The sequence below is a fragment of the Kitasatospora sp. Root107 genome, assembly GCF_001424875.1.
In the GTDB taxonomy this organism is placed as follows: Bacteria; Actinomycetota; Actinomycetes; order Streptomycetales; family Streptomycetaceae; genus Kitasatospora.
Genome location: NZ_LMCT01000041.1, coordinates 38395 through 43188 on the forward strand (window position 1 = coordinate 38395; position 4794 = coordinate 43188).

Consider the following 4794-nt stretch of genomic DNA (forward strand, 5'->3'; position numbering starts at 1 on the left):
CGGGCTCGTACGGCAGTCAGTTCCGGTCGACTGGCCGGGTGCTGGGACGTGGCTGTCCCAGCACTGTCTGACCAGGCCGTTAGCGTGTGCGGGTGACGCTCACTGATGACCGGCAGTTCCCTGACGCCCTTGCTGCTGCGCTGGCTGTCCCGTTCGAGTACGCAGGCGGTGACGGGGTCGACTTCGAACCCTTCACAGCCTTCCTCTCCGCCGAGGAGACCACTGGCTGGTTCCGGGCCTGGACCGGGAACGGTGAGCTGAGCGGGCACGACCTTCGTGTGTTCGGCCAGGACGGCTCAGGCGGGTATGCGGCTTTCTGGCTCGTCCGGCCGGGTCGACCGCTCGCCGATCAACCCGTCGTCTTCCTCGGATCCGAAGGGGAGACCGGAGTTGTCGCACAGGACCTGGCCAGCTTCCTATGGCTGCTGGCCGGCGGCTTCGGCCCCTGGGAAGCAGCCACCTCGTACGAGCCCGACTGGACCCCGCACCCCAGTAGCGAACTGGCGGCCGTGGCAGAGCGGTTCGCACCCGACCGGCGCCAAGCCGCAGCTACCGTGATCGAGCAGGCCACCGCAGAGTTCCCCGACTTCGACGACACCATCATGGAACTCTGCCGCTGAACCCAGTAGGTCAGTCCACCGTCTGACTCGCAGTCAATATCGCCTGGCAATCGGTCAAGATCGCTTGTCAGAGGACAGCTGTCGGGGGAGGGGAGGTGGGCGGTCAGGCTGACGCTTGCTCCGGTCGCTGTCGGTCCGTCATGCGGTCGCCCTGTCCTGGGCTGCTGGCCGTCAAGGCTGGGTGGCCCTGGGGTGGTGGCCGTTCCTTCTGGTGGTAGGTGGCCGGGCCGGGCCGGGCCGTGTCGGGCGTGGCCACCCGTTGCCACTCGGACAGCGAATCAGGGCCACAGCACGTTCGCCCGGCAGACGTCCGGGATCTCCTGTCTCGTGATCAACGGTGAGCTCCAGAGCCACCCCGATCGCTCCGGCCGACGCCCACGACGTAGTGCGTATACCGGGCCACTGACCATCATCAGACAGCCCCTACCCCAGCGCCGTGACTCCCAACAGCAGGACGCGCAGGCCGTTGTCGATCGCCGTGCCCCGTTCGGCGGCCGAGAGCCCGGGCTGCAGGTTGACGAGGATGGTGGCCAGCCCGTGCACGGTGGCCCAACTGGCCACCACCGCCGCGCCGGTCTCCTCCGGCGGCAGGCATCCCGCCTCGGTCAGCCGGTTGAGCGCCGCCAGGAGGATCGCGTCCGGCTGCGGCTGCCCCTCGGCGTCGGGGTCCGGCTCGTGGCCGGGCGATCCCGGGGTGCCCACCCCCGAGGGGTTGCCGTCCATGGCGGTGCGGAACAACCCCGGCTCGTCGAGTGCGAACTGTACGTACGCACGGCCGACTTCGCTCAGGTGGAGCGCCGCCGCCTCGCGCGGGTCCGGGGGCTCCGGGACGGCCGCGACATGCGCCGCCATGGCTGCTCCCAGCTCGCGCAGGGCCTGCTTGGCCACCGCGGACTTCAGCGCGGCCAGGGTCTTGAAGTGGCCGTACGCGGAGTTGGGCGCGACCCCGACGAGGCGGGCGACCTCGCGCAGGACCACCGCCTCCGGCCCGCCGGTGCGGGCCAGCTCGATGCCCGCCCTGATCAGTGCCGCGCGCAGGTCGCCGTGGTGGTAGGTGGTACGGGCGCGGCGGGTCTGCTGGGTCATGTACGGATCCTGGCACGGACGGATCCCGGGCAGCCAGTTGCTCCTCGGCCTGCCGCTCCGATCGGCGGCCCTGGGCTACGGGGTGACGAGCCGCAGGCCGGGGAGGTCGCGGCGGCGGATCATCAGCTCGGCGACGACGATGTTGGGCAGCCAGCACAGGAACGGGACCGCGGCGTAGGCCTGACTGACCATCTGGTCCACGTCACCCCCGGCAGCACGGCCGGCCAGCACCTGGACCAGGATCAGTACGCCGAACCAGAGCCGTAGGGTCGGCGCCGCGAAGGTCAGGGCGAAGCTGCGGATCATCCAGGCCTGGTGCGCGGCGAAGTCGCCCTCCCGAGCGGCCCGGTAGCCGCGGTAGGTGGTCCACCCCCAGAGCACGGCGAGGCTGCCGAAGCCGAAGAACCCGGAGAACGCCACGGAGTTGAAGAACGACATGACCAGCGCCGCCACCGAGCCGATTCCGACGGCGACCACGTAGCCGCGTCCGATCCAGCGGTGCACGCGGGGGAAGCGGCGACGGATCGCGCGGACGAACTGGAAGGGGCCGACGGCCAGGGCCAGGCCGGCCATGACGATGTGGACGTAGAAGGCGACCTGGACCGCGAACGGCCGGTCCGCGTAGGTCGGCGCGAGGCCGACCTTGTCGGCGGCGAGGGCCTGCAGGCTGCCGGCCGCGTACTGGCCGACGGAGTAGCCGGTGATCGCCACCGACAGCAGCAGCATCACGGTCCAGCTGAAACGGGAGCCGCGTCGGGGCCGGTTGGTGGTTGTCGGCGGGCGGGAGGTCAGTACGGACATGGCGGAGGGGCCCTCTTTCGGGGCGAGGCGAGGCACGGGAACGGCGGCACGAGCTCAATCTGTACAGTGTGAGTTTTAGTGCCCGGCCGGCACACGTGTCAACAGCCTCCGAAAGCGCACAGGCCAAGGCACCGCAGGAAGATGACGGTGGCTCAACTCACGGCCAGGCCCTGGACCGGGCGGCCGGTGAGCGGAGCGAGGACGAGCCCGGCGGCGCTGATCGCCATACCGGCCGGCCCGGATCCGGGAAACGTCCAGGAGGCCGACCAGCCCGCCGCCGGCTCGGCCCAGCCCGGCAAGTCGTCGAACCGCGCGCAGCCCCCGGACCCGAGCCTGCCCGCGTCTGATTCGGGGCCGGGGCCGGGGGCCGGGAGCCTGGAGGTCAGCGAAGTCGGTGTGGGCCGCCTCGAGGGCCTCCGGGCACGGACTGGGCCTTCTCGTGCTCGGCGAGCGCCCGGTAGATGGTGGCCAGCCCCGGGTCCTGGCCTTTGCGCTTGCCGGTGGATCAGGAACGGGCCGATCTGCTCGAAACCCCTCCTGCCCGACCGGCAGCGGTACAGGTCCTGCTGACCGCAGACCTGGATCACCTCTCCTGCTGCTGGCTAGGATCGGTTTGTGACGGTCCATCAGAGTGGGCTGCGTGAACAGGGGTGGATGCTATGACGGACGGCACCAGTTGGATGAGGGACAGGCTGGAGGAGCCGGCGGTGGAGTCGGTGGACCTGCGCATCGACCTCCCGCACTCGGCCCGGATGTACGATTTCTGGCTCGGTGGTAAGACGAACTTTCCCCCGGACCGGGCCCTTGGTGAGGCATTCGAGCAGGCGATCCCCAGCATCAAGGTCATGGCCCGGGAGAACCGCAGGTTCCTGGGCCGCGCGGTGCGCTACCTGGCCGGCGAAGCGGGTATCCGCCAGTTCCTCGACATCGGTACCGGCATCCCCACCGAGGGGAACACCCACGAGGTTGCCCAGGCCACGGCCCCGGACAGTCGGGTCGTCTATGTCGACAACGACCCGATCGTCCTGGCCCACGCCCGTGCGCTGATGGACAGCACCGGCTCCGGCCGCACCGCCTACCTTCACGCCGACCTGATGGAACCGGAGAAGATCCTCGCCGATCCGACCCTGGCCCGCACCCTGGACCTTGACCAGCCGGTGGGTCTGACCCTGGTGGCCGTCCTCATGCTGATCGCCGACCGGGACGACCCCTGGGCCAAGGCCAGGGTGCTGATGGACGCCCTGGCCCCCGGCAGTTACGTGGCGATCACCCACCCCGGAACGGACTTCAACCCGACCGCGATGGCTGCGGTGGTCGAAGCCGCAGCCAAGGGGAACATGACTCTGGTGCCGCGCACCCGCGACGAGGTGGCGCGATTCTTCGGTGACTGGGAGCTCGTGGACCCGGGCGTCGTGCCCGTCATGGGCTGGCGTCCTGAAGGCGACGTGCCCGCCGACCCCAGCGCCGCGTACTACTGGTCCGGCGTGGCTCGCAAGCGGTGAGCCGGCCGGCCCTGCGCCCTCCCGCCTGGTCGCCTCGCTCGGGTGCGACCTTCCCGCCAGGAGCAGCTAGTGGATTTGCTCGGAAGGTTGACCTGTGGCTGAGGCGTTGACGGGCGTCGTCGGGTGACGGGTTCAGCTCGGTTCGGTGGCCGGCGGGTGTGGTGAGCGTCCGGCTCGTACGAAGTCGAGGTAGTCGTCGTGGGCGATGCCGGCGTTCACCCACCGGTCGGGGACGGGTCCGGTGCCGGCCTCGGCGATCGCCATGGCGGCCGGCTCTTCCTCGGCCATGGCGATCTCTTGGCCGAAGTCCTCCTCCTCGCCGTCGGAATCGAGTGCTGGGAACTCGACGAGGTCGCGGAAGTGCTCTCCGCCGACGTCTTGGGCGCTGTGGAGCACGACGAGGAAGCCCGAAGCGAACTACCGCCGCGCATGCCCGGTACCCTCACGCCACAGCTGGGTCCCACCGACCAGGACCCGCGAGGCGATGAACAGCGCAAGCACGTTCTCATCCACCGGAGACTGGAACCGCACCGGCAGCGTGAACGCCCCCGACCCACCCGCACCTGACCCGCCCTCACCAGGGCCGGAAGCCGCCTCAGCGCTGCGCCCGGTGGTTCGCTTGCCGGACTTCTGCGGCACCGCGAGGGCCTCCACCACCTTGGCGTCGTGAGAGCGCAAGGCAGTCAGGATGCGGATCAACGCCGAATGGCTGTCCGACTCCAGGATGTCCTGGGCACCTCTCACGCCGCCCTCCGACCGCCGAGAGTCCAGCTGCTGGGCTCCCG

General features: G+C 70.2%; 5 protein-coding genes and 1 pseudogene. 2 read left to right on the plus strand and 4 right to left on the minus strand.

The genetic code is table 11. The features are described from left to right. Positions 1-92 precede the first annotated feature (92 nt). The gene (locus ASC99_RS28250) at positions 93-620 is read left to right on the plus strand and encodes a hypothetical protein (RefSeq protein WP_057237333.1); all 528 of its coding nucleotides are present in this window, start codon (positions 93-95) and stop codon (positions 618-620) included. A 423-nt stretch (positions 621-1043) separates the two neighbouring features. On the opposite strand, the gene ASC99_RS28255 is transcribed toward ASC99_RS28250, so the two are convergent. Continuing rightward, positions 1044-1706 (minus strand): TetR/AcrR family transcriptional regulator, encoded by a 663-nt coding sequence (locus ASC99_RS28255; protein WP_057237296.1) that lies wholly within the window; start codon positions 1704-1706, stop codon positions 1044-1046. Positions 1707-1781: 75 nt separating this feature from the next. Next, positions 1782-2507: a DUF2306 domain-containing protein gene (locus ASC99_RS28260; RefSeq protein WP_057237297.1), complete on the minus strand. Its 726-nt coding sequence runs from the start codon at positions 2505-2507 to the stop codon at positions 1782-1784. 659 nt (positions 2508-3166) lie between these two features. Here ASC99_RS28260 and ASC99_RS28265 point away from each other — a divergent pair. After that, positions 3167-4009 carry an SAM-dependent methyltransferase gene (locus ASC99_RS28265; RefSeq protein ID WP_235583162.1) on the plus strand — a complete coding sequence of 281 codons (843 nt, stop codon included), beginning with the start codon at positions 3167-3169 and terminating at the stop codon, positions 4007-4009. 132 nt (positions 4010-4141) lie between these two features. Here the strand turns inward: ASC99_RS28265 and ASC99_RS28270 are convergent, their stop codons facing one another. Both ASC99_RS28270 and ASC99_RS28275 read right to left on the minus strand, forming a co-directional pair. After that, complete coding sequence (locus ASC99_RS28270; RefSeq protein ID WP_057237298.1) at positions 4142-4405, minus strand: hypothetical protein; 264 nt, start codon at positions 4403-4405, stop codon at positions 4142-4144. A gap of 21 nt (positions 4406-4426) precedes the next feature. Then, positions 4427-4794: pseudogene (locus ASC99_RS28275) on the minus strand (hypothetical protein); the annotation flags it as partial.